The 21,359-nt window shown below is 59.9% G+C and carries 24 protein-coding genes; 10 read left to right on the top strand and 14 right to left on the bottom strand.

The window, feature by feature from the left end; all coding sequences use genetic code 11:
• Position 1: 1 nt before the first annotated feature.
• Together EDE05_RS05435 and EDE05_RS05430 are read right to left on the bottom strand one after the other, a co-directional pair.
• Complete coding sequence (locus EDE05_RS05435; protein WP_105370365.1) at positions 2–478, bottom strand: MarR family transcriptional regulator; 477 nt, start codon at positions 476–478, stop codon at positions 2–4.
• A gap of 223 nt (positions 479–701) precedes the next feature.
• Positions 702–1,319 (bottom strand): DUF1236 domain-containing protein, encoded by a 618-nt coding sequence (locus tag EDE05_RS05430; RefSeq protein WP_112800975.1) that lies wholly within the window; start codon positions 1,317–1,319, stop codon positions 702–704.
• Positions 1,320–1,487: 168 nt separating this feature from the next.
• Between EDE05_RS05430 and EDE05_RS05425 the strand changes: the two genes are divergently transcribed.
• Both EDE05_RS05425 and EDE05_RS05420 read left to right on the top strand, forming a co-directional pair.
• On the top strand, positions 1,488–1,682 hold the full coding sequence (locus tag EDE05_RS05425; RefSeq protein WP_132409027.1) for a hypothetical protein: 195 nt from the start codon (positions 1,488–1,490) through the stop codon (positions 1,680–1,682).
• A 68-nt stretch (positions 1,683–1,750) separates the two neighbouring features.
• Complete coding sequence (locus EDE05_RS05420) at positions 1,751–2,398, top strand: MBL fold metallo-hydrolase (RefSeq protein WP_132409025.1); 648 nt, start codon at positions 1,751–1,753, stop codon at positions 2,396–2,398.
• Between the two features lie 79 nt (positions 2,399–2,477).
• Here the strand turns inward: EDE05_RS05420 and EDE05_RS05415 are convergent, their stop codons facing one another.
• Together EDE05_RS05415 and EDE05_RS05410 are read right to left on the bottom strand one after the other, a co-directional pair.
• Positions 2,478–2,693 carry a cold-shock protein gene (locus tag EDE05_RS05415; protein ID WP_085424902.1) on the bottom strand — a complete coding sequence of 72 codons (216 nt, stop codon included), beginning with the start codon at positions 2,691–2,693 and terminating at the stop codon, positions 2,478–2,480.
• Between the two features lie 501 nt (positions 2,694–3,194).
• On the bottom strand, positions 3,195–4,133 hold the full coding sequence (locus tag EDE05_RS05410) for an EAL domain-containing protein (RefSeq protein ID WP_132409023.1): 939 nt from the start codon (positions 4,131–4,133) through the stop codon (positions 3,195–3,197).
• A gap of 208 nt (positions 4,134–4,341) precedes the next feature.
• Here EDE05_RS05410 and EDE05_RS05405 point away from each other — a divergent pair, with 208 nt between their 5' ends.
• The gene (locus tag EDE05_RS05405) at positions 4,342–5,544 is read left to right on the top strand and encodes a pyridoxal phosphate-dependent aminotransferase (protein WP_132409021.1); all 1,203 of its coding nucleotides are present in this window, start codon (positions 4,342–4,344) and stop codon (positions 5,542–5,544) included.
• Positions 5,545–5,606: 62 nt separating this feature from the next.
• Here EDE05_RS05405 and EDE05_RS05400 read toward each other — a convergent pair whose 3' ends face one another.
• From EDE05_RS05400 to EDE05_RS05385, 4 genes are all read right to left on the bottom strand, one after another.
• Positions 5,607–6,833 carry a PQQ-dependent sugar dehydrogenase gene (locus EDE05_RS05400; RefSeq protein WP_132409019.1) on the bottom strand — a complete coding sequence of 409 codons (1,227 nt, stop codon included), beginning with the start codon at positions 6,831–6,833 and terminating at the stop codon, positions 5,607–5,609.
• A gap of 224 nt (positions 6,834–7,057) precedes the next feature.
• Entirely contained in the window at positions 7,058–7,507 is a 450-nt protein-coding gene (locus EDE05_RS05395; protein WP_105370255.1) for a DUF3597 domain-containing protein, read from the bottom strand.
• 106 nt (positions 7,508–7,613) lie between these two features.
• The gene (locus EDE05_RS05390; RefSeq protein ID WP_132409017.1) at positions 7,614–8,729 is read right to left on the bottom strand and encodes a 5-methyltetrahydropteroyltriglutamate--homocysteine S-methyltransferase; all 1,116 of its coding nucleotides are present in this window, start codon (positions 8,727–8,729) and stop codon (positions 7,614–7,616) included.
• A 161-nt stretch (positions 8,730–8,890) separates the two neighbouring features.
• Complete coding sequence (locus tag EDE05_RS05385; RefSeq protein ID WP_132409015.1) at positions 8,891–9,994, bottom strand: calcium:proton antiporter; 1,104 nt, start codon at positions 9,992–9,994, stop codon at positions 8,891–8,893.
• A 217-nt stretch (positions 9,995–10,211) separates the two neighbouring features.
• Between EDE05_RS05385 and EDE05_RS05380 the strand changes: the two genes are divergently transcribed.
• Together EDE05_RS05380 and EDE05_RS05375 are read left to right on the top strand one after the other, a co-directional pair.
• Positions 10,212–10,475, top strand: a complete 264-nt coding sequence (locus EDE05_RS05380; RefSeq protein WP_105370252.1) for a DUF2188 domain-containing protein — start codon at positions 10,212–10,214, stop codon at positions 10,473–10,475.
• Positions 10,476–10,620: 145 nt separating this feature from the next.
• Positions 10,621–11,022, top strand: a complete 402-nt coding sequence (locus tag EDE05_RS05375; protein WP_132409013.1) for a VOC family protein — start codon at positions 10,621–10,623, stop codon at positions 11,020–11,022.
• A 120-nt stretch (positions 11,023–11,142) separates the two neighbouring features.
• On the opposite strand, the gene EDE05_RS05370 is transcribed toward EDE05_RS05375, so the two are convergent.
• The 4 genes from EDE05_RS05370 to trxB form a co-directional block, all read right to left on the bottom strand.
• Positions 11,143–12,264, bottom strand: a complete 1,122-nt coding sequence (locus EDE05_RS05370; protein ID WP_132409011.1) for an alkene reductase — start codon at positions 12,262–12,264, stop codon at positions 11,143–11,145.
• Positions 12,265–12,304: 40 nt separating this feature from the next.
• On the bottom strand, positions 12,305–12,601 hold the full coding sequence (locus EDE05_RS05365) for a metalloregulator ArsR/SmtB family transcription factor (RefSeq protein ID WP_112800999.1): 297 nt from the start codon (positions 12,599–12,601) through the stop codon (positions 12,305–12,307).
• A gap of 596 nt (positions 12,602–13,197) precedes the next feature.
• On the bottom strand, positions 13,198–14,094 hold the full coding sequence (locus tag EDE05_RS05360; RefSeq protein ID WP_162711247.1) for a LysR family transcriptional regulator VtlR: 897 nt from the start codon (positions 14,092–14,094) through the stop codon (positions 13,198–13,200).
• Positions 14,095–14,109: 15 nt separating this feature from the next.
• On the bottom strand, positions 14,110–15,084 hold the full coding sequence (gene trxB, locus EDE05_RS05355; RefSeq protein WP_132409009.1) for a thioredoxin-disulfide reductase: 975 nt from the start codon (positions 15,082–15,084) through the stop codon (positions 14,110–14,112).
• 217 nt (positions 15,085–15,301) lie between these two features.
• Between trxB and EDE05_RS05350 the strand changes: the two genes are divergently transcribed.
• From EDE05_RS05350 to EDE05_RS05330, 5 genes are read left to right on the top strand one after another with little or no spacing between them, the layout of a single operon-like run.
• Positions 15,302–15,769, top strand: coding sequence for an Lrp/AsnC family transcriptional regulator (locus EDE05_RS05350; RefSeq protein WP_105370246.1), 468 nt, complete (start codon positions 15,302–15,304; stop codon positions 15,767–15,769).
• A gap of 43 nt (positions 15,770–15,812) precedes the next feature.
• Positions 15,813–16,874, top strand: coding sequence for a glycosyltransferase family 2 protein (locus EDE05_RS05345; RefSeq protein ID WP_132409007.1), 1,062 nt, complete (start codon positions 15,813–15,815; stop codon positions 16,872–16,874).
• Positions 16,867–17,676, top strand: coding sequence for a glycosyltransferase family 2 protein (locus EDE05_RS05340; RefSeq protein ID WP_132409005.1), 810 nt, complete (start codon positions 16,867–16,869; stop codon positions 17,674–17,676). Before EDE05_RS05345 ends, EDE05_RS05340 begins: the two co-directional genes overlap by 8 nt.
• 11 nt (positions 17,677–17,687) lie before the next feature.
• Positions 17,688–18,719: a glycosyltransferase gene (locus EDE05_RS05335; RefSeq protein ID WP_132409003.1), complete on the top strand. Its 1,032-nt coding sequence runs from the start codon at positions 17,688–17,690 to the stop codon at positions 18,717–18,719.
• On the top strand, positions 18,716–19,738 hold the full coding sequence (locus EDE05_RS05330) for a glycosyltransferase (RefSeq protein ID WP_132409001.1): 1,023 nt from the start codon (positions 18,716–18,718) through the stop codon (positions 19,736–19,738). Before EDE05_RS05335 ends, EDE05_RS05330 begins: the two co-directional genes overlap by 4 nt.
• Here EDE05_RS05330 and EDE05_RS05325 read toward each other — a convergent pair.
• The gene (locus EDE05_RS05325) at positions 19,722–20,780 is read right to left on the bottom strand and encodes a glycosyltransferase family 4 protein (protein WP_132409315.1); all 1,059 of its coding nucleotides are present in this window, start codon (positions 20,778–20,780) and stop codon (positions 19,722–19,724) included. The genes EDE05_RS05330 and EDE05_RS05325 overlap by 17 nt on opposite strands.
• A gap of 30 nt (positions 20,781–20,810) precedes the next feature.
• Positions 20,811–21,287 (bottom strand): transcription elongation factor GreA, encoded by a 477-nt coding sequence (gene greA / locus EDE05_RS05320; RefSeq protein WP_105370242.1) that lies wholly within the window; start codon positions 21,285–21,287, stop codon positions 20,811–20,813.
• Between the last annotated feature and the right edge of the window lie 72 nt (positions 21,288–21,359).

Below are 21,359 nucleotides of genomic sequence, written 5' to 3'. Positions count from 1 at the left end.
CTCAATCCAGGTCACTGTCGATCGGCTCGAGATTTTCATCGCGTCCGCGCATTTTACGCAGGAACTGCTTTACCGCAGCCCGCATTTCAGGCGTCAAATCCTCCATGGCGAGAGCGATACGGCGCGATTGCGGCTCCGAAAGGGCGAGCGCCAGCTCCCGGCCAGCCAATGTCGGGTAAAGCCTGCGCTGGCGGCGATCCTTGGCGCCTGCCATCTGACGGATATAGCCCAGCTCGATAAGCTGCTTCAGCACGCGCGCAAGGCTCTGTTTGGTGATTTGCAGCGTATCCAGAAGATCCGCCACCATCATGCCCGGCTGACGGCTTACGAAATAGACCACCCGGTGATGAGCCCGGCCCATGCCGATCTTGGCGAGGATTGCATCGGGGTCGGACACGAAGTCGCGGTAGGCGAAAAAAAGCAACTCAATCGTCTCAAAGTCGATCTGTGCTTCATCCACCGCCGGCATCGGCGGCATGGCCTTCTGGACGGCTCTTCCCGTCGATGTGCGCGCCACTCGCGTTCCCTTTCCTGACGGCTCCTTGCCAAAGGCTGAAGCTCTTTTTGCCGATTATCGATTGTAGCCTTCCGTCCGTCATAAAGCGCGAACGGTTTGAACAATCAACAGCATTTGTTGGAAGAGGCGGTCACGCTGTCGGGGACAGGCGAAAGGGCGCCGGGGAGGCGCCCTTTGAGGAATGTCATTCGTAGATGTGAACGATGCGCCGGGTGCCGGGATCGACGAGGACGCGCCGATCGTTGACCACGACATAGTTGTAATCATAGTCGGGCACTTCGCTGACGACGACGTCCGCAGGAAGCGTTGCGCCGACGACAACCTCGTTGCTGACCTGGATCGATTGCGCCGGATGCTCCTCGATATAGCTGATGACCGTCTCAGGCGGGTCAACCACTTCCACAGCGCCGACCGGACCAAGCAGGACATCGCCGGGGGCAGGGGATGGAGCGGCAGGGACGACACTGGCCGTGGTCTCATAGGTCACGGTCGGGACGTCGTACTGGGTGCGGTATTCCTGAACTACCACCGGCGATCCTTTATGCCGTATGGTCAGATATTCAGCGAACACCCAGCCTCGCATGCCGTTGACTTCGATACGGCACCAGTTGCTGCCTTCGACACAGCCGTCCATCATGGCGGGGCTGCCTCGGGTGGCAAGGCCGATCTCGGGATAGTTCTGACCGGGGCCGGAACGGACGACGATATCTGACGCGGTCGTGGTGGCCATCTGGGCCGCAGCAGGCAGAGCCAGCGCCGAAAAAACGGAGCCCAGGGCCAGGCATTTCAACCAAGTCGTCATGGACTTTCTCCTCATGTTGACTGGCGGGGAAACCCTTTCGCTCCTCGGTGGTTCCGTTCTGTCAGGGCAGATTCTTCAAGCTGTGTCGTGTCCGCAACAGCGCAAACGACGTGCGGAACTTTTGTGAGCGCCGGCCATTGATGTGGCCAAACAGGCTGGAGAAACGCCATGATCGCCCAGACATTTTCTGCCCTTCCTCCTATGAAGACGGACGCTGTTGCAGCGGAAAATCCGCTGAAGGGGGTTCTCGTCACCGTATTCACGCTAAAGATTATCGTATCGGCATTTCTGCTCGCGACGGTATCGCTCGCTCCTCCCGTCGCGGCCAACGAGAACTATAAGACGCTCGCCCTCATCGATTGATTTTTCCGCTGTCATGCCCGTCGTTTCCCGTTATACCCCGGCTGACCTATCAATTGAGCCGAGGCATCATGGGCAAGTTACAGGCGGGCATCATCCCGGTTACGCCATTTCAGCAGAACTGCACGATCCTCTTCGACGACGAGACCAAGGAAGGTGTCGTCATCGATCCGGGCGGCGATGTGCCGGCCATCCTTGAGGTCGTCAAGGAAAACGGCATTACGCTCAAGGAGATATGGCTGACGCACGGGCATATCGACCATGCCGGGGGCGCGGATGAGTTGCGCGAGGCGCTGGGCATTGAGGTGATCGGGCCGCACAAGGCAGATCTTCCGTTGCTGCAGAACCTGGAGACCCAGGCGGAAAAGTTCGGAGTGAAGATGACGGTACGGAATCTCACGCCGGATCGCTGGCTCAACGAGGGAGACCGGGTTTCATTCGGCGATCACGTTTTCGAAGTCTTTCATTGCCCCGGTCACGCACCGGGCCACGTGATCTACTACAATCGCGATCAGGGTTTCGCCCATCTCGGCGATGTGCTGTTCAACGGCTCGATCGGCCGGACCGACTTGCCTGGCGGCGATCACGAGACGCTTCTGGCATCGATCCGCGACAAGGTCCTGCCTCTTGGAGATGACGTCGGCTTTATCTGCGGTCACGGGCCGGGAAGCCGGATCGGCGACGAACGTAGATCCAATCCCTTCCTTCGCGGGCTCTGACAGAGGCCATGGGATGCATAGACAAAAAGAAAACCCGGCATATCTGCCGGGCCTCAACTCGAATAGAAGCCTTTAAGGCTTAACCAGCGATCTGCAGGTTGACGGCCTTGGGGCCCTTGCCGCGACGATCCGGTTCCGTGTCGAAGCTTACCTTCTGATTTTCTGAGAGACCGGACAGGCCGGAAGCCTGTACGGCAGAGATATGGACAAAGATGTCGGCGCCACCACTATCAGGCTTGATAAAGCCGAAGCCTTTGTCGGTATTGAAGAATTTTACAGTGCCAGTCTCGGCCATGCAGCAGGTCCTTTTCTTTCTGTCCGTGTTCAGCGGCGGACAGCATCATGGTATTGCCCCGAAGGGCGGCGGCAGGCAGCTTTAAGAAAGGGTCCCTGTGTTTACCGCGGCGACCGGCAGGAATAGCTTTGAAAATCTCTGCCCCCAGCCCCCGCCCGAAGTCTTGGCGCCTTCGGAGCGCGTCATTATAGGTCTTCCCATGCTCGTAAATTGCCCGAACTTGGACAGAGTGCTGTGTTTATGGAAAATTGGCAAGAAAAAGTTTTTCGAAACCTGACGCCGAGCTAAAATTTGAAATCGCTGAAACCCCTGGGAATGAGGGGGTTGCGTCCTTTCAGCCGCAGCCGGAGGGGCGATTCATCGCCGGCAATGTTTCCTTAACCCTCTTCCGTGCCATTTCGAAGCAAACGGCGGTAAGAGAAAGACTTCTGTCGGTGCTGGGCTACTTTCGGAAAGAACAGGACAAGCTCCGAGCCATCGGTCCGTCGCCCGCCAGGGTCATCAATCATTTGTCGATTGCCGCCGCCCGAAGGCCCGTGCTGGTCTTGCCGACGAATGCCTGACATTGTGGGGGTGCGAAGGGGCCGCATATGGGGTGGAGGTCAAGGGTTCAAATCGGGCTTCTCCCACGGTGTCCGGGAGGCTTTCGGGAAAGCTCTCATTGAAGGTGGTCGGCGCCAGTTCCGGTCGCGCAAGCGCAAATCCCTGCACCAGCGGAACACCGAGCTCCTTGCAAAGATCAACCTGCCAGACTTCCTCAAGCCCTTCAAATATGGGCTCGATCGCATCATCCAGCATCTGCCGGACGATGACGCGCAGAAGCGCAAAGCCGGCGGAATTGTCGAGAAAGTCGCGCACCCAGGAGGCGTCGAACTTGGCATAATGCGGCCGGATGCGCTTGAGGCGGGCAAGATCGGAATCCCCCGCACCATAGTCGTCGACCGCCACCTGGAAGCCGATCGCCCGCATCTGCTCGGTAAAAGCCACGACGATATCGTCCGAGGCACCGGATTTTTCCGAAATCTCGCAGACGATGCGCTCCGTTCCAAAGCCCGCCTCGTGTGCCGCGAGCTTGATGCGTTCGACTTCCTGGCGCATCTCGGAGGAGGTGCGGAAGAGACCGGGATGGAATTTTACGAAGATCCTGGCGCGGGCACGATTGAGCCGTCCGGTGTTGAGAATGTGGATCGTTCGCGAGATGCTGTCGACGTCGGCGATGTCGGCTGGCGAGACCAGCCGGAAAAATTCGGCCGGGGATACAGGCTCGTTGTCGCGCGAGACGCGCACAAGCCCTTCCAGCGCATCGATCTCCAGCTTGTTCTCAGATGTCAGGCGGAAGATCGGCTGCAGCGCCGACTGCAGCACAAAGGGACCATAGGCGGTGGAGAAGGCGCCGTCTTCGCTACGCACCAGATTGGCAAAGATGCTTCTCTGCGTCATGCCATCGGACTTTCCTTGCTTGTCCTTCTGGTTGTAGCAGGCAAGGGTTACGTGGTTGTAAAGAAGGTTTCGAAGGTTTTAATCAGCTTCTTTGATCGGTCGCATTCAAGCTTTCCGCTTGAAACCCCGTCATAGTTTAGACATAGAGCGTGGGGCGGTTTCGGCGCGCGATGCCGCCCTTGTTCAACAGCTCTTCAGGACGAAGATTATGGCCTTTCTTGCCGACGCTCTTTCCCGCGTAAAGCCCTCCGCCACCATCGCCGTTTCCCAGAAAGCCCGCGACCTCAAAGCGAAAGGCCGCGACGTGATCGGGCTCGGTGCGGGCGAGCCGGATTTCGATACGCCGGACAACATCAAGAAAGCTGCCATCGACGCGATCAATCGCGGCGAAACAAAATATCCGCCCGTCTCCGGCATTCCCCAGCTTCGCGAAGCGATCGCAAGGAAGTTCAAGCGCGAGAACAATCTCGACTACACGCCCGCCCAGACGATCGTCGGCACGGGTGGAAAGCAGATTCTTTTCAATGCTTTCATGGCAACCTTGAATCCGGGTGACGAGGTCGTCATTCCCGCGCCATACTGGGTGTCGTATCCTGAGATGGTGGCGATCTGCAGCGGCACGTCGGTCTTCATCGAAACCAAGCAGGCAAACAATTTCAAGGTAACCGCCGAAGATCTCGAAAAGTCGCTCACTCCCAAGACGAAGTGGTTCCTGTTCAATTCGCCGTCCAACCCTTCGGGTGCCGCTTATAGTCATGACGAACTCAAGGCGCTGACCGACGTTCTTTTGAAGCATGAGCATGTCTGGGTGCTGACCGACGACATGTACGAGCACCTTACCTATGGCGATTTCAAGTTCGTGACTCCGGTAGAAGTGGAGCCGAAGCTCTATAACCGCACGCTGACGATGAATGGCGTCTCCAAGGCCTATGCGATGACCGGGTGGCGTATCGGTTATGCGGCCGGTCCGGTTGAACTCATCAAGGCGATGGACATGATCCAGGGCCAGCAGACGTCGGGCGCCTGCACGATCGCCCAATGGGCGGCCGTCGAGGCACTCAACGGCCCGCAGGACTTCATCCCGGCGAACAAGAAAATCTTCGAAGGCCGTCGCGACCTCGTCGTGTCGATGCTGAATCAGGCCAAGGGCATCTCTTGCCCGTCGCCGGAAGGCGCCTTCTATGTCTATCCGTCCTGCGCCGGCCTGATCGGCAAGACCGCGCCGTCCGGCAAGGTCATCGAGACGGACGAGGATTTCGTGACCGAGCTTCTGGAAACGGAAGGCGTCGCGGTGGTTCACGGCTCCGCCTTCGGTCTTGGCCCGAACTTCCGTATCTCCTATGCGACCTCGGAGGATTTGCTCGAGGAAGCGTGCAAGCGTATCCAGCGCTTCTGCGCCAACTGCAAGTAAGCGTTTCGGGGTGATTTAACAAAAGGCCCGCTGGTGACGGCGGGCTTTTTGCTTTCGGCGCCTCAACCTTTCGTCAGTCGCAGAATGGTCGACTTCCCGCCACCGCGCTGTTCGGTGACGGCATAGACGGCGCCGTCGGGTCCGACCTTCACATCGCGGATACGTGCTTTCAGGGGCACGCGCTCCTCGTAAGCCACCTTGTCGCCGTCCATGTGGAGAACGACGATCCCTTGCGAGACAAGGCCGCCGACCAGGAATGAGCCTTTCCATTCCGGTATGGCGTCGGCATCGTAATAGGCCATGCCGGAGGGTGCGATGACCGGATCCCAGTAGTAGACGGGCTGTTCGGTCTCGGCGTTCTGCGTAATCCCTTTGCCGACCGGATCGCCGCTATATTCGATCCCGTAGGTCACTTCCGGCCAACCGTAGTTTTTGCCCGCTTCGGGCCGGTTCAGTTCATCACCGCCGCGGGGGCCGTGCTCCACGGTCCACAAACGACCCTGACCGTCGAGGGTCGCCGCCTGCAGGTTGCGGTGTCCGAGGCTCCAGATCTCCGGTTGGGCCCCTTGCCGATCGACAAAGGGGTTGTCGGGCAGCGCCTTCCCATTGGCGTCGATGCGGAAGATCTTTCCCAGGCCGCTGTTCAGATCCTGGGCCTGCACGCGGGGCTCGGGGTCGGAGCGTTCGCCGACGGTCACGTAGAGTTCGTTCCTGGGGCCGAACGTCAAACGGGAGCCGAAATGATTGTTGCCGTCATAGCTCGGCATCTGGCGGAAGATGACCTTGACGTTCTCCAGCTTTCCGCCGCCGCGGTCGTCCGGGACGAGCTTGGCGGAGGCGACGGAAGTGCCGTTGCCCTGGTCTCGCTGCTCGGAGAAGGAAAAGAAGATCAGGCTCGAGGTCGCGAAATCGGGGGCAAGAGCGACATCCAACAGTCCACCTTGCCCGCGGGCGAGGACATCGGGAACGCCCTCGATTTCAGGTCCCGCTTCACCTTCAGCAGAGACGATATGCATGGCGCCGGCCTTTGCCGTCACCAGCATGCGGCCATCGGGCAAGAATTCCATCGCCCAGAGGTGCGGCAAGTCTTCAGCGATGGCTTCGGCCTTGATCTCCGGCACCCTGTCCGGCTGAGGCGCGCGTGTCTGTCCGGCAAAGGCCGGCTTCTGACCGGGCGCATTCGGACGCTTGGTCTCTGCCGGGCGGCCTTGTGTCTGAGCGAGCAACGGGCTGGCCATCAAGGCAACGGAGAGCATGGACCCGGTCACAAGTAGGGCAAGGCGCTTCATTTCAGAACTCCTGGATGCGCGGCCTGAGAGCCGCGAAAGCTTCTCATCTCGGTGCTGCGTGCTACTCGCGGCATCGTCGTGATCGCTTCAATCTAGGGCGTTCGTTGCGAATGGCCTTACACGCGGCATTCAAGATTACTTTATCGACGCTGCAGAGCGTCCCAAGAGGCACCCGGGGCGCTCAACGCTTGCGGCTTTCACCTGCCGCGTCGCCTGTCGAACACTCAGTCCATCAGTTCAGCGGGAACCTTGCCGCCGTTTTCGCTCAGCCTCTTCATCAGTGCCTTGTGCAGCCACATGTTCATTTCGGCCGAGCCGTCTTTTTCACCGGTATAGCCGAGCTCGTCAGCCAGTTCCTTGCGGGCAGAAAGGCTCGAATCCAGATCGAGCGCCTTCATCAAGTCGACGATGGATTTGCGCCAGTCGAGCTTCTGGCCGCTCTTCTTGACGGCGGCGTCCAGGATCGGCGTGATGTCCACGGGACCGGCGGATGGGGCAGCGTTTGGTGCCGGGGTGGTTGTGGGCGAGGGGTTGGCCGAAGGCGTTGCCGCTGAGGGGGCGGAGGTTGCCGTTGGTGCCGCCGAGGCCTGGGTGGCCACGGCAGGTTTCGGGGTGGCGGCCTGAGCCTGTCCGCTACCGAAAATCGCGTTCTTGATCTTGTCGAAGATACCCATAGTCGTCTCCCTGCAAATGCGTTTGCCGGAAGGACATCGGGCGCGATCGGCAATTCTCAAGAGCGCGGCCGCAGGCAAAGCAAATTTCCTGCGGCCGGCGACTGGATCAGGCCGTGCCCCAGATAGCCTCTGCGGTCTTAACCACCAGTTCCAGCTTGCGCTTCTGGTCGTCTTCGGTGATCGAGTTGCCTTCTTCCGTGGAAGCGAAGCCGCATTGCGGCGCGATGCCGAGCTGGTCGATATCGGCATATTTCGCGGCTTCGTCGAAGTGGCGGCGCAGCGAATCCAGGCTTTCCAGTTCACCGGTCTTGGTGGTGATGAAGCCCGGATAAACGCGCTGCTTGCCCTTTTGAAGGAGGCTCAACGGTTGGAGCCCGCCGGCGCGTTCGGTATCGTATTCCATGAAGAACATGTCGACGCCGGTGTGGTTGAAGATCGCATTGGCTGCCGCATCATAGCCGCCTTCGGCAGCCCAGGTGGAGCGGAAGTTGCCGCGGCACATATGCATGCCGATTAGCATGTCCTTCGGGCGGTCCTTGATGGCCTCGTGCATCATCCAGGCGTATTTCCTGATCAGCCAATCCGGATCAAAACCTTCCTCGCGTTTCATGGCGCGCTGCTTTTCGTCGCCGAGATAGGCGAAATAGATGTCGTCCATCTGCAGGTAACGGCAGCCGGCCTCATAGAATTTCTGCACCGCCTTGGCGTAGGTCCTCGCGAGATCGGCAAACAGCGCCTCGACGTCCTGATATTCGGCCGGATAGATATCGGCCTTCGCCGTACGGTAATGCGCGACACTCGGGCCGGGAATGGAGATCTTCGGCGTCACATTGGTGACCGAAGCCAGGTATTTGAAGTGTTCGAGATGCGGATGATCGTCCGGGAAGTCGAGCCGACCGGTGATGGTCGGGAAGGTTGGGGGAAGTTTGACTCCGTGGAAGGTGACGCCCTTGTGGGCTTCGCGGGTGACGAATTCCATGCCATCCAGCTCACCCAGAAAATCGTAGTGCCAGAAGTGGCGGCGCGCTTCGCCGTCGGTCACGACCTTGAGGCCGACGTTCTCCTGCAGCTTGACCAGGTCCTTGATCGCCTCGTCCTCGACCGCCTGGAGTTCGGATGCCGGAATGCTTTTTTCCTCGTAGAACTTCTTGCGGGCTTCCTTGACGGAAGCGGGGCGCAACAGCGACCCGACGTGATCGGCTCTGTAGGGTGGTGTCGACATGAGGTTCCTCCACTGGAATAGAAGGAAGGCTCGAAGAATCCTTCCGAATGCCTTGACTTTATACTCGCCGCCCACCCTCCGAGGCAAATGGAGAAACGGGTTGAAGAGGTTTTCAATGTGATTCCGGACTGGGTGGCAAGTATTTGGCGGAAATGGCTTTTCTACAGGCCCAGAAGGGTCAGCATGATGAACGTGGCGAACAGAACGAAGTGGGTCATGCCTTCGATGGCATTGGTCTGGCCGTCGTTCAGGTTGATGGCTGCCACGACCAGCGTGATCACCACCATCACGGTCTGAACCGGCGTCATCGCCATAACGAAGGGCTGTCCTGTATACAATGCAATACCCTCCATGACCGGCACGGTCAGGATCACGGTGGACAGCGAAGCGCCCATGGCGATGTTGACGACCGATTGCATGCGGTTTTTCAGTGCCGCCCGCAAGGCAGTCAGGATTTCGGGGGCGGCCGAGATGACCGCCACGGTGACCGCCATCAGCGCCGGCGGCGCGCCACTGCCTTCTAGACCGGTATTGAGGAAGGCCGACATGAACTCGGCGAGGAAACCGATGATCAGGACGCCCGCGAGGATGACGGCGATCGAGAGCGCCGAGGATTCCTTTTCGGCTTCTTCGTGGGGCGTCGGTTTGCCAGATGGCTGGCCGGATCGGGGATAGCTGTAACTGAAGAAATAGCTGTGCGTGCCGACCTGCATGCGCAGGAAAAGGGTGTAGAGGGCGATCATCGCGCCGATGGTGAAGGCTGAGTAATAATGCCATTTGGCTGCCGGAATGAATTCCGGCACCATCATGGATATGCCCATGGCCGTCAGGATCATGACGCTGTAGGTGCGGCTGGAATCGTCGTTATAGGGCTGTTCTCCGTGCCGCAGCCCTCCAAGCAAAGCAGCGAGCCCCAAGATGCCGTTGATGTCGAGCATGACGGCCGAATAGATCGTGTCCCTGACCAGCGTGGGAGATGTGGTGCTCCTCATCATGATGGCGAGGATCAGAACCTCCACGGCGACTGCCGAAAGGGTCAGGATCATCGTGCCGTAGGGGTCGCCGACCTTACGGGCAAGGATTTCCGCGTGATGAGCGACACGTGTGGAGGCGAGTATGATGACGCAGATCAGTGCGGCCGCTGTAATCACGGACGCCGTCTCGCCAGCCTCCAGGATGGCGTGTTCGGTCAAAAAGCTTATCCCGACTGCCGCGAGAGCAATGACAAGAAATTTTTCCTGCTTCACGAGAGAGGGCAATGCCACTGGAGGCTCCTGCTGTTGGTTTTGGCGAACTTAATGCCGCCGGGAGCCGCATCAAGGGCGCCGTTCTCCATCCACGGTTTGCGGCAGGCGCGTTTTGATGACATAATTTCGTCGTGGCCTGGAACTTCGCGGCACCCTTTTCGCTTTCCCACCCCGATGCCGCGGCCGGACCTGGTTCCGGAAGGAACAATGCGGCCACGAGGAACACGGAGGGAGTATGACCAAGGTTGTCTACAAAGTCGTGCAGCACGATGGTGGCTGGGCCTACCGTCTGGGTGACGTCTATTCGGAAACTTTTCCTACTCATTCCGATGCCCTGCAGGCGGCGCGCATCGTCGCGGCCGAGCAGCAGATAGGAGGCGAGCCGGAAGAGATCAGCTGGCAGGACGAAAAAGGCGTCTGGCATACCGAATATAGCGATGGGGGCGACCGCCCCGAGGCGGAAGTGGTGGATGGCGACGAAGGCGCCGACGCCCGCTAGATCTCAGAGCCGCGGACGTATTCCAACAAGCCGCGGTCAAGCGCGTCGAATGCGACGCGCCAGCGCGGGGATTATTTCAAGTTCTCGTGCATCGCGACCCAGGTATCGAGCGCAGTACGCTCTTGAATGTCATGGCAGGAATTCGATGCGTTTCGTCAATCCCATCCCCTTCGTCCGCGACATCGATCGCTCCAGGGAATTCTACCGGAAGATACTGGGCCTGGAGATCCTGGAGGATTTCGGAAACTTTGTCCTGTTCGAGGCGGGCTTTGCCATCCACGAGGGGCGTTCGCTCGAGCAGACGATCTGGGGACAAGCATCCGTCACCAAGGAACCCTATGGCCGCGGGAATTTGCTGCTGTATTTCGAGCACGAGGATATTGAAGCGGCCTTCGAAAACGTCGCGCCGCACGTGGAGCTGATACATCCCATAGTGCGGCAGGCATGGGGACAGCGCGTCTTCCGTTTTTACGATCCGGACGGGCATGCGGTCGAGATCGGGGAGCCGCAGGAGCCCGGATCTCAAGGCAAGTCTTCCCACTCTTAAATTCGCACGCAGCAAAGAAAATCGGCCGTAGAGCTATGAAACTCTGCGACCGATTTCGGGGCGGGGAGGTGTTTAACGGCGGTCAGGGGTTGTGATGCTTATCAGCCCTTTCTCCCAATGTCAGGCGACTGCTTCGAGTGCCGGGTAGTCCGTGTAGCCCTTGGCGCCGCCGCCGTAGAAGGTGGACTTGTCGGCTTCGTTCAGCGGCGCATTGTCCTTGAAGCGCTGCACGAGATCGGGATTGGCGATGAAGAGCTTGCCGAAGGCCACCGCATCGGCATAACCGCTCTCGACAACCGTCTTGGCGCTTTCGCGATCATAGCCATTGTTGACCAGCCAGCCGCCGGTACCGCCGGCGTTGCGATAGGCGGCCTTCATCTCCTGATAGTCGAAGGGCTTGTCACCCTGGAAGAAATTCCGGTCTCCGCCGGTCGCACCTTCGATCACATGAATGAAGGAAAGGCCGCGGGAGCCCAGCTGCCTGGCCACATAGTTGAAGAGCGGCTGCGGGTCCGTTTCGACAATGCCGTTGGCGGGGGTGACCGGCGACAGGCGGATGCCGACGCGGCCGGCGCCGATTTCCTTGGCAACCGCGTCGACCACCTCAAGGAGGAAGCGGGCACGGTTTTCGATCGACCCGCCGTATTCGTCGGTGCGTCGATTGGCGCCGGACTTCAGGAATTGGTCGATCAGGTAGCCGTTGGCACCGTGGATTTCGACGCCGTCGAAGCCGGCGTCGATCGCGGCGCGTGCCCCTTTGCGGAAGTCTTCAACGATGCCGGGGATTTCGGACAGTTCGAGCGCCCGGGGATCGGACGTGTCGACGAATGCGCCGCTGCCGTCCGGATTGATGATATAGGTCTTGCTTCCGGCAGGGACGGCGGACGGGGCGACCGGAGCGCCGCCGTTTGGCTGAAGCGAGGTGTGCGAGACGCGGCCCACATGCCAGATCTGGGTAATGATCTTGCCGCCCTTGCGATGCACTGCATCGGTGACCTTCTTCCATCCATCGATCGCCTGCGACAGGTAAAGGCCGGGCACATCCGCGTAACCCTGACCCTGCTGACTTACCGGGGTGCCCTCGGTGATGATCAGACCCGCTGCGGCGCGTTGTTCGTAATAGGTAACATTGAGGTCGTTCGGAACCGCCTTGGGTGAACGGTTGCGGGTCAGGGGCGCCATCACGATGCGGTTGGCAAGTTGAATATCGCCGAAGGCGGTCGGATCAAAAAGCTTGGCCATCAGAAATTCCTTTGTCTGCAGTTGGGAGAAGTGAGCCGGGTCAGAGCGTCGACCGGAGCTCGTTGAGGAAGGCTGCAATGGTATCCTCATTGCGGTGATAGAACGCCCATTGGCCGACGCGATTGATCTTGAGCAATCCGGCCCTTTCGAGCGTCGAAAGATGCGCCGAGACCGTGGACTGGGAGAGGCCGCAGCGTTTTTCGAACTGGTTGGCGCAGATCCCCATACTCAGCGGGTGCGCCTGGTCGCAGAAATTAAGCTCCGGCTCCTTCATCCATTCCAGAAATTCGATCCGGGTCGGATGCGCGAGGGCTTTGAGGATTTCCGTCTTGTCCATTGTCGATCTCGTATCGGTCATTAACGATATATAGATCGTCAGACGACGATATAAAGGATGAGCGTTTCAAAGGAGTGGGATTTTTTAAAAAAAATGGGCCGCCGGATTTCTCCAGGGCCCGTCAGTTGTGAAGGTCAAAACCTCCAGAGGGGAACAGCTGGCGCGGACGACGGGGAGGTCGCCGATGGCGTCAGCTGTCAGCTATATGGGGAGGTGATATCGGCTCGACAAGATGCAATCTTCGGTTTTGGAGAGAAGTTTTTGTCGGTGGCGTCTTGCCGAGCTCACTGCGCTGCCGGGCAAAAAAAAGAGGGCCACCGGATCGCTCCAGGGCCCTATAAGTGTGAAGGTCAAAAACCTCCAGAGGGGAACAGCTGCTGCGGTGGAACTGGGAGGAAAAGCCACCATGTGCATCAGCTGTGTGCGATATGGTGGTTTTTTGTGCAGTGAACAATGCTCTTTTGTGCAGGTCAGCCATGCGTGATGCGCATCACTTACGGCGACATGGAGCAACCTCCACATATCTGGCTGCCGTATATACCTGAAATCCCTGGGGGATAAGCCGCTTTACCGCCTCGCACGGAAGTGCGACGAAATCAGAAATTCCAGTTTCGCGCCTTGCCTACGATGAAATCGCGGAAGACTTTGAGCTTCGCAGCGTTCTTCATTTCGTCGGGATAGCAGAAGTAGGTGTCGAAAGAGGGGATGTCGGCGTTGATCGCGAGTTGAATGAGGCCGGGATCGCGCCCGACGATGTAGTCGGGAAGGCAAGCTATACCGATGCCGAGCAGACAGGCGCGCTTGATCGAAGTCTGGCTGTTGATCTGAAGATGCGGCGTGCGGCTGTTGTCGGACGAGCGACCGGCATATTCCAGCCAGTTCACGTCGAGCAGGTAGCTCGGCGCCGGTTCGCCAAACGTGATGATCCGATGCGTGTCGAGGTCCTCAACCGACTGCGGTTCGCCATAGCGGTTGATATAGGAGGGGGCCGCGTAGACGTGCATATGGACTGTGAACAGCTTGCGCTGGATCAGGTCGGACTGTTGCGGCTGGCGCAGGCGAATGGCGCAGTCCGCGTGGCGCATGTTCACGTCCACTTCCTCGTTGTCGAGGATGAGCTGGATCGACATTTCGGGATAAAGCTGCAGAAACTCCTGCACCTTGTCGGTGAGCCAGCCCTGGCCAAGGCCGACCGTCGTCGTGACGCGCAGCTTGCCGGACGGTTTTTCCGTCGTCTCGGTCAGCTGCATCTTCACCGTTTCGAGCTTCAGGAGAACGTCATGGGCGGTGCGGTAGAGGAGTTCGCCCTGTTCGGTGAGGATCAGGCCGCGCGCATGCCGGTGAAACAGCTTGACACCGACATCCTGCTCAAGCGCGCTGACCTGGCGGCTGATGGCCGACTGGGAAAGGTGGAGTTTGTCCGCCGCATGGGTGAAGGAGCCTGCCTCCGCCGCCGCATGAAAAATTCGCAACTTGTCCCAGTCGAGCGGCACACCCATGTTTCAATGTCACTCCGCGGCCACGGCCACCGGCTGAATGCCGGCAAGGTAACGTTCGGCCTCGAGTGCGGCCATGCAGCCCATGCCCGCGGCGGTGATCGCCTGGCGGAAGGTGTCGTCGGTCACGTCGCCGGCGGCGAAGACCCCCGGCACGTCGGTTGCCGTCGAGTCCGGTGCGGTCCAAAGGTAGCCGTTCGGCTTCATCTTCAGCTTGCCCTTGAAAAGTTCGGTCGCGGGCGCATGGCCGATCGCCACGAAGACACCGTGGATCGGAAAGTCTGTGATGGCGCCGGTCAGGGTACTGCGCAGCTTCACCCCTTCGACAGACGGAGGCATCGGAGGCTTGGCCGGCTTGCCGGTGATCTCGGCGATTTCCGTGTTCCAGAGCACGCTGACATTCGGGCGCTGGAACAGGCGTTCCTGCAGGATCTTCTCCGAGCGGAACGAGTCGCGGCGATGAACCACGGTGACGGACTTGGCGATGTTGGAGAGATACAGTGCCTCTTCCACGGCGGAATTGCCGCCGCCGACCACGATCACGTCCCTGTTGCGATAGAAGAAGCCGTCGCAGGTGGCGCAGGCGGACACGCCGAAGCCCTGGAAATGCTGCTCGCTTTCGATGCCCAGCCATTTGGCTTTGGCACCAGTGGAAATGATGATCGTCTCCGCCGTCCAGACGGCACCGGAATCGGTGCGCACGGTGAAGGGGCGACGGTCGAGATCGACCTCGGTCACCAAATCGTTGACGATTTCGGCGCCCACATGGGTCGCCTGTTTCAGCATCTGCTCCATGAGCCAGGGCCCCTGGATCGGATCACCGAAACCGGGATAATTTTCCACATCGGTGGTGATCATCAACTGGCCACCCTGTTCCATGCCGGCGATCAGCACCGGCTTCAGCATGGCGCGGGCGGCGTAGATTGCGGCGGTGTAGCCGGCCGGGCCGGAACCGATGATCAGGACCTCGGTGTGACGGGCGGACATATGTGCTTCCTTTCAAAGACCGATCGACTCGTATTTTATTGCCCCTCATATAGGGGGTCGATTTCCGGTCTGCCGCTTTCAAAATGCCATGTAAGGTCGATCCATGCAGCAATGCAAGGGCAGCCTTGCGTTAATAACAGATCAGTTCGCATTGCGGCATGCTCCTTGCGTTAAATCCCGTTTCCGCTAAAAGCCTTGCCGACAAAAGGGGAAAGCCGTGTTCCGCGCCGATCTGGACGCCATCGACATCAAGATCCTCAGGGAGCTCCAGCGTGACGGGAGAATGACGAATGTCGATCTCGCCGAACGCGTCGGCATTTCGGCGCCGCCCTGTCTGCGACGTGTGCGCAAACTCGAGGAAGCGGGAATCATCGAGGGTTATCACGCGCTCCTCAACGGCCCGAAACTCGGCTTCGATCTGGTCGCCTTCTGCATGGTCGGCCTTAAGCGCCAGTCGGACGCGGATTTGAAGGGCTTTGCTTCCAAGGTGCAGCAATGGCCGCTGGTGCGTGAGGCCTGGATGGTCAACGGGGACAGCGATTTCCTGCTGCGTTGCGCGGCACAGAATCTGACCGTATTCCAGGATTTCGTCATCGAAGTCCTGACTGCCGACGAGCATGTGGACACGGTTCGGACCATGCTGACGATCCGGCAGGTGAAGCAGCTCGGCCTGGTGGAGATCTAGCGGGTGCTGGCCCTGGCTGTCCGGATCTATGAAAGAGAGTCGAATGCCTGAGACGGTCTATCCAGCGCCGGGCATGAAGGGCCCGCTTTGGCGGCGTTCCCCGCTCGAGCGGCTGTTGACGTGGAACGGGACGAGGAGGTCGCGAAAGCGCATCTTTGCCCTGAGCAAGGCCGGTTCTCTGGGTCTGGCGTCGCCGCAGCGGTTGAGAGCGCTGGCCGCGGACGACATGCCGCTGGTTTTCCTGTGCCGCAACGATCGCCGCCTGCTGCCGTCATTCTTCGCCCATTACCGCCGGCTCGGCGTCACGCGCTTCATATGTGTGGACGACCAATCCACCGACGGGACCGCCGAATATCTGGCCGCGCAGGCCGATACCGATCTCTGGGCTTCTCCGCTTCGCTACAAGGATGCCAGGCGCGGGAAAAGCTGGCGGGAGGAACTGTTTTCAATCTACGGCTTCGACCGCTGGTACCTGAACGTCGATTCGGACGAATTCCTGATCTACGACCGCTGTTTCGAGATGCCGCTGCCCAGGCTGATTGCACGCCTGGAAGAGCGCTCCATCCGGCGGCTCGCGGCGCCGATGATCGACATGTATCCCTCAAGCGACATTGCGGCCGCTGAATTTACCGGCGAGGAGGGGCAGATGCCATGGCAGGTCGCGGATTGCTACGACCGCGACGGATATACGGTCGTCAGGAACGCCCGTTTCCAGCGCATCCGCGGCGGGGCGCGAAAACGCCTGTTCGGTTCCAATGTGGACCTGATGAAATATCCGCTGATGTTCTGGGACAAGGAATGTTCGCTCGGGGAGAACATCCATCAGCCTTTGCCCTACCAGCGCAATTTTTCCCCTATCTTCGGTGTCCTGCTGCATTTCAAGTTTTTTTCCGACTATCAGGAGCGCGTGCAGGAGGCGATCTCGAGCGGGCAGCACTTCGGTGGCGCCCAGGAATACGTGAAGATCATGCAGAAGATTTCTGCCGATCGCGAAATCGAGTTCGGCTATCCGGGAAGCGCGCACTTCCGCGACCCCGGCCAATTTGTCGAGCAGGGGTTTGCGGCGTCTCCCTTCGACGGGTCCGGTGGCGGCGGTCATGTCTAAGCTTCCGATATCGGCTTTCATCATCTGCCAGGACGAGGAACGCTATCTCGGCAACTGCATCGAGAGCCTTGCCGACTTTTCCGACATCGTCATCGTCGATTCAGGGTCGTCCGACGGCACGATCCGTCTCGTCCAGTCCTATATCGACAGCGGGTGGCCGATCAGGCTCTTTCACGAGCGATGGCGCGGTTACGCGGCCCAGAAGCAGTTTGCCCTGGAGCTTTGCCGGGAGAAATGGTGCTTCAGCATCGATGCCGACGAGCGGCTCGATCAGCCATTGCGGAAATTGCTTCCCGAACTGATCGCGGCGGACGAGGAGATTGTCGGCTGGAGGATGGCGCGGCGCCCCTATCTGATCGGCTACGGTTATACGCCGGAGCGGGTGAGAGAACGCAAGATCCTGAGGTTGATCCGAAAGGGCAAGGGAGCGTTCGACCTGACGCAGGCGGTGCACGAAGGTATCGTTCCTGAGGGGCGGGTGGAGAAAACGAAGGCGGGCAGCCTGCTGCACTACCGGCCGATCGTCATCGACGAACAAATTCTCAAGGAAAACAAATATTCCACGCTCAAGGCGGACCAGAAGTTTGCAGCGGGCAAGAAACCGAAGCCGATCAAGCTGCTCGTCTCGCCGTTGCTTTACTTCTACCGGCTGTATCTGAGAAACGGGCTCTGGCGCTGCGGGGCGCCCGGGTTCATCGAGGCGATGACGGTCGCCGTCTATGCGTTTCTCACCGAAGCCAAACTATACCAGCGTCAGGCGCTCAAGGAGCGGCCGAACAGGGACGACGCGCCGACGCGTTGATGGAGAATTCTATGAAGGTCCTGCACATCCATTTCGGGAAAGAAGGCGGTGCGGAACGGTTCCTGGTCAATCTCGCCCATTCGCTTCACGGGCGCGGCGTCGAACAGCGGATGCTGATCCGACCCGACCGGACCTGGAAAGAAGAAATCGGCCGGTACGGACAGGTCTACGAGGGCATCTTCCGGCGGTATTCGCCGTCCCGTTTCCTCTTTGCTGCCCGGCTTAGGCTGATCCTCAGGGATTTCCAGCCGGATGTCATCCTGGCATGGCAGATGCGTGCGAGCCGTGCCTTGCCGAACTACAAGAAAGCCAGGCGGATATCCCGCCTCGGCGACTACCCGCACCATCTGAACTACTACCGCAACGCCGAGATCCTTGTCTGCAACACGCCGGACATTGCCCGTAAGGTCGGCGAACTCGGCTGGCAACGCGGGTTGGAGGTAATCACCAACTTCACCTATTCGCTTCCTGGCCCGGTGGTCTCCCGTGAGGCGCTCCAGACGCCAGACGACGCCTTTGTGGTGGTCGGCATGGGACGGTTTGTTCGCCGAAAAGGGTTTCACACGCTCGTTCAGGCCATGGCGAAGGTGGAAAACGCCTATCTCTGGCTCCTTGGCGAAGGCGTAGAGCGGGAGAACCTGGAACGTCAGGTGGATGAGCTCGGCATCAGGGATCGCGTCCGCTTCGCGGGCTGGCAGACGAATGTCTATTCCTTCCTGGCCGCCGCCGATGTGCTTGCCGTGCCGTCGACGCACGAGCCGCTGGGCAATGTGTGCCTGGAGGGCTGGTGTGCTGAGAAACCGATCGTCTCCACGCGGTCGGAAGGTCCTTCCTGGATGATGAGCGACGAAAAGGACGGCCTTTTGGTGGATTGCGAGGATTTCGAAGCGCTGGCAGCGGCGATCCGGCGCATCAGGGACGATCCTGCGCTCAGGCAGCGTCTGGTGGAAGGCGGGCGGCAGACCATGCGGGAGCGGTTTTCCGAAGAGGCGGTCACCGACGCTTATCTGCGCCTGTTTGAAACGGGCACCAGCAAGCCATGAGGATCCACCACTACCATTTCGGCAAGGAAGGCGGCCTCGAGCGTTTCTTCACGCACCTCGCCAACGCGCTGGCCCGCCGGGGCGTGGAGCAGCGGGCGATCATCCGGCCCGGGCGCAGCTGGCGCAAGGATATCGAAAACGTCGTCACGATCACGGAGAGCAATTTCCGCAACATCTCCCTCGACCGCTATCTGCTGCCCTTGAAGGCAAAGCGGCTTGCCGAGCGTGAGAAACCCGATGCGCTGATGGCCTGGGGCACCCGCGGCAGCGAACTCCTGCCGGCCTATCCCGGCTGCATCAAGATTTCGCGTCTTGGGGATTATCCGAAGAGGCTCAGCTATTTCCGCAATACGGATGTGATCGTCTGCCTGACGCCGGCAATGGCCGACCACGTGCGAGGCCTCGGCTGGACGCGTCGCATCGAGGTGATCGCCAACTTCACCAGTACCCAAGCCGTTGCCCCGATCGCGCGGTCCGCGGTGAATACGCCGGAAGGCGTTCCGCTTGTCATGGCCATGGGGCGTTTTGTGAAGCGGAAGGGTTTTCATACGCTGATCGAGGCGCTGGCGACCTTGCCGGATGTCTGGTTATGGCTAGCGGGCGAGGGCGAGGAAGGTGAGGCGCTCCAGGTGCTCGTGCGCGAGCGGGGAATGACCGAGCGGGTGCGTTTCCTCGGCTGGCAGACCGATACGCGGCCCTATGTCGCTGCGGCGGATGTCTTTGCAATGCCGTCCAGCCATGAACCGCTCGGCAATGTCATATTCGAGGTCTGGGCGCAGAGGCGGCCGATCGTTGCCACACGGGCGGAAGGACCGAGCTGGTGCATCCGCGACCGCGAAAGCGGTCTGCTGGTCGACATCGGCGACGCAGATGGCCTGGCTGGTGCCATTTCCCAGGTTCTCAGCGACGAGAAGCTTGCGGCCAGCCTGGTTGAGGGCGCCTCCAGGACGCTGGTTGAGCGCTTCAGCGAAGAAGCGATCACCAACACCTATATCGAGCTTTTCAAGCAGAAGCCGTGATCCGGTAGGTGTTGCCGAGGCGTTTTGCCTCGCCCTCGATGCTGAAATTTTCCAATGCATGAGCCCGCGAGCAGGCGGAGGCTGCATGTCTGCGGCTTTCGTCATCCATGAAGGAGACTGCGGCTTCGGTCATCGCATCGACACTGCCGCTTTCAACGATCACGCCGGTCTCCCGGTCTCCCGTCACCAGAAGCTCCGGAAAAGCGCCGACATCGGTGGCGATGACGGGCAGGGCGGTCGCCATGGCTTCGAGGGGCGTGAGCCCGAACCCTTCCCAGCGCTGCGGCGCGATGAAGAGGTCGAGCGCCCGGTACCATTCGTTGATGTTGGTATGTTCGCCAACGAAAAGGATGCGGTCGGCAAGGCCCGCTGCGGCCACTTTCGCCTTCAGGCCGCTTTCGAACTCCACATGAGGGCCGGTGGCGCGTCCTGCGACGATCGCCGCCCAGTCGGGCCGGTCCGGCAAGAGGCGGATCATCGAATCGACGAAAACATCCGTGCCCTTCTGGTGCCGCACACGTCCGAAGCAGCCGACGAATTTTTTGGTCGGGTCCAGTCCTCGGGCGCGTTTCGCCTCCGCCTTGTCGGCGGGCGGCGAGAAACGATCGGTATCGATGCCATGCAGGATCACCGTATTCGGTACGGCAAGATAGTCGGCCGTCTTGCTGCTGGTCGCGATCACGGCGTCCATCTTCGAGATCAGCCATTTGGTCCAGCCGGTATGGCGTCGCTGCGAGGCGGATGTGAAGACGATCTTCAGCGGCATGCGCAGCACATCCCGCATCAGGATGGCCGGCAGCATTTCGATATTGCGGCGCGCATGCCAGACGCGGCATCGCTTGCCGCGCGGGGGAATCCAGAACGCCCAGAGATCGCGGTAGCGGATATGCGGCAGATCGGCAGGCAATCCCGGACCGAGCGTTGCAACCTTCTGACCGAGCGATCTCTGTACGGGCACGAGCTGGATGATCGTCGAGGTGACGCCGGAGAGCCGCCGCTTGAAATTCGGCGCAACGACTTCGACGTCACGAATATCCACGATGGCGGGATCGCCATTTTTCCCCACGGACAATCAGCCCCAGGAGACGGACAGAATCTCGTAGGCCTTGGAACCGCCGGGCGCGACAACTTCGATCGACTCGCCGGCTTCCTTGCCGATCATCGCGCGGGCAATGGGGGAAGAGATGGAGATGCGCCCAGCCTTCACATCGGCTTCCTGGTCGCCGACGATCTGGTAGGTCTTTTCCTCGTCGGTATCTTCGTCGACGAGCTTGACGGTGGCGCCGAACTTGATCTTCGAGCCGGACATCTTGGTGAGGTCTATGATCTCGGCGCGCGCCGTCAGGTCCTCAAGCTCGGTGATCCGGCCTTCGTTGTGGCTTTGGGCCTCCTTGGCGGCGTGATATTCGGCATTTTCCGAGAGGTCGCCGTGGGCGCGGGCTTCCGCAATCGCCTCGATGATACGGGGACGCTCCTCCTGCTGGCGCCAGCGCAGTTCTTCCTGCAGCTTGGCAAAACCATTCGGCGTCATCGGTACCTTATCAACCATTTCACTGTCCTTCAGACTCATGTCCGCGGATGCCGCGGACACAAAAAGAAACAGGTTCCGGAGTAAAACTTC

It is taken from the genome of Neorhizobium sp. R1-B, assembly GCF_004368875.1.
Classification (GTDB): domain Bacteria; phylum Pseudomonadota; class Alphaproteobacteria; order Rhizobiales; family Rhizobiaceae; genus Neorhizobium; species Neorhizobium huautlense.
Note: the sequence above shows the minus strand (reverse complement) of the source record. Positions and strands in the feature narration are given on the sequence as shown.